General features: G+C 61.9%; 2 protein-coding genes. Both read right to left on the reverse strand.

What is annotated here, in order from left to right:
• Positions 1-77 precede the first annotated feature (77 nt).
• Positions 78-848, reverse strand: coding sequence for an IS21-like element helper ATPase IstB (gene istB / locus KHO33_RS41745; RefSeq protein WP_006397378.1), 771 nt, complete (start codon positions 846-848; stop codon positions 78-80).
• Entirely contained in the window at positions 845-2473 is a 1629-nt protein-coding gene (gene istA / locus KHO33_RS41750; RefSeq protein WP_211629338.1) for an IS21 family transposase, read from the reverse strand. The genes istB and istA overlap by 4 nt, the downstream gene beginning before the upstream one ends.
• Between the last annotated feature and the right edge of the window lie 83 nt (positions 2474-2556).

The raw sequence follows: 2556 nt of genomic DNA on the forward strand, positions 1-2556 counted from the left end.
CCCGGACGGTCAGTTGAAACTCCCCCACTTATGGTCGCGCAAATTCCCCCACCCTGTGAAGCAGGACTAAGGGTTATTTAGCTGGTTTTCGATTTCCGTGCAAGCGTTTCAGCGGCTTCCTTGAGGCGGTAGCTGCGGCCGTCGAATTCAAGCAGGTGGCAGTGATGCATGAGCCGGTCGAGGATCGTGGTGCTCATCGTGTTGTCGCCCAGGTATGCGCCCCAATCCTGCACAACGCGGTTGGACGTGACGACAACGCTTCGATGCAGTTTGTAGCGTTGATGGATCAGCGTTTGCAGCAGCGCGCCGGCGGCGTCGGGGATCGTACGCGACAGGAACAGGTCGTCCAGCACGAGCAGATCGCTCTCGAGGATGGCTCGCAGCCGGGCTTCGCGCTGGGCAGTCGGGCTCAGCGCGTAACGGTTAAAGAAGTCGTCGGTCTCAAGATACTGCACCTTGTGGCCTTGCAGGACGGCCTGGTAGGCGACGGCCTTCGCAACGTGCGATTTGCCGGTGCCTGGTTTACCGATGATCAGCGCGTTGTCGCCAGCGGCGATGAACTTCAGCGTGTGCAGCTGGAAGCAGGCCTGGCGAGGCACTTTGGGATTGAAGGCCCAGTCGAATTCGGCGAGCGTGAGTTTCTCTTCGAGGCCGGAGAGCTTGTAGCGGCGTTCGATGAGTCGGGACTGGCGGCGATCCAGTTCGTCCTGCAGGATCAGTGCGAAGGTTTCAAGGAACGGCTGCTGGGAGCCCTGGGCCTGCAACACGCGCGTTTCGAGTGTGTCGCGCACGCCAGACAGGCGAAGCTGTCCGAGAGCCCGTTCGATTTCCGGTAACGTCATGGTCATGCCTGTGTGTCTCCAGTTGGAGGTTGAGGTTCGGCGCCGTGCTGCGCACCGAGGGTAAAGAGTTCGCCGTACTCGGCGGCAGGACGGATCAGCGGGTGATCCTGCGTAAGAGGCAGCTCTAGCTGCGGTGCCTGATCGAGACGCTCGAGTGCCTGTTCGAACAGCCGTTCGACGATCGCGCGCACCTGTTTGTAGCGGTGGACGTGATGACGCAACGCGTGATCGCAGGCCTGCTCGACGAGCCGGGCGGGATACTTCTTCGCCAGACCAACGATGCCCCACATGGCGCGATGGCCGACGCGACCTTCGCTATCGAACATGTGCTGGCACAGCGCCTTTGTTTGTGGCCCGATGTCGCCGGCGCTCGCGAGCAGGAAGGCGCTCTGGCGGGACGGATTGAAGGGGCGTTCGTCTTCAGGCAGTTCGAGCGAACCGGCCTGCAGCGCACGAGGATGAGTGCGCAGCAACGCCTGCGTACGGCGATCGCGAATCTCGATGGTGGAATCGTAGATGCGCACCGAGACCAGACTGCCGATCGGCGCAGGTCGTGCCGCATAGTTGCTGCGATCGATGTTGACCGTGGTGTCGTCCCAGACGGTACGCACGACCTCCGTGAAGTAGCGAAAGCCGGTGGTCGGCAACGGCCGCAGATGCGGCCTCTCCTCCTGGAACATGGCCTCGACCTGTCGCCGGGTGCTGCCATGGATGCGTTTGGCCGCCCAGTTTGCCTCCCAGTGCATCAGGAATTCGTTCTGGGCTTCGAGCGACTCGAAACGGCGGCCGGCAAGCGCGGTGCCCTGCGTATGTTGGATCGCGTTCTCGACGGTCCCCTTTCGATTCGGGTCCCGCACACGTGCCGGATCGGCGACGACACCGTAGTGCTCAAGCATCGCCTCGTAGAGCCGGTTGATCTCGGGTTCGTACAGGTCGGGCGTGATGACGCCTTCCCGGAGATTGTCCAGGACGACGTAACTCACCGAGCCCCCGAAGTAGCGGAAGGCTTCTTCGTGAAGCTGGGCCCAGACCTGCTTGCTGGACTTCCAGACCACGCGCCGGAAACTGCGCCGCGAGTACCGCAGGGTCATCACGAACAACCGCGGGCGTCGGTAGCGGCCGGTCTTCGGATCGCGGGTCAGTGCACCTTCGCCATAATCAACTTGAGCTTCTTCGCCGGGGGCGAACCCGAGACGGTCGAACTGCTCGGGATCAATGTGGCGCAAGGCGCGCACGAAACGCTTGACGCTCTCGTAGCTCGCGGTGAATGCGAACTGATCGACCAGATCCTGATAGATCGCCTGCGCGTTGCGCCTCAGGCGGACCTGCTGTTCGATCCATTCGCGATGCGGTTCGCTTGCGGAGCGGGCGAAATTGAACGTTGTGGTCTTGCTGGAACCGTCGGTAGCCGGTGGTCGCGGCGGTGGGGGAGTTTGCGTGACGGCCGTTTCAGAGCCGGTGGTCACCATGGGGGAGTTTGCCGAAGCGGACTTCTCCGACTCGAACATCGCCTGATAGCGACGAATCGTCTTGCGGTCGATGCCCGTGAGCCGCTGGATCTGGCGCTGGCTCTTGTTGCGCTCGAGTAATGTGAATACGGTGCTTTGCAGGTGCGGCTTCAAGACGTTCACTCCCTGAACTCCTTCTTGTTCGAAGGAGACGAAGATAGACGTCCTGCAACACCTCTCCCGGCGGCTTTAGTGGCTCAGCCGAC

Source organism: Paraburkholderia nemoris (assembly GCF_905221015.1).
GTDB lineage: Bacteria > Pseudomonadota > Gammaproteobacteria > Burkholderiales > Burkholderiaceae > Paraburkholderia > Paraburkholderia nemoris.

Coding starts and splice junctions, on each gene's coding strand:
- istB (WP_006397378.1), bottom strand. CDS start 848: ATGACCATGACGTTACCGGAAATCGAACGGGCTCTCGGACAGCTTCGC.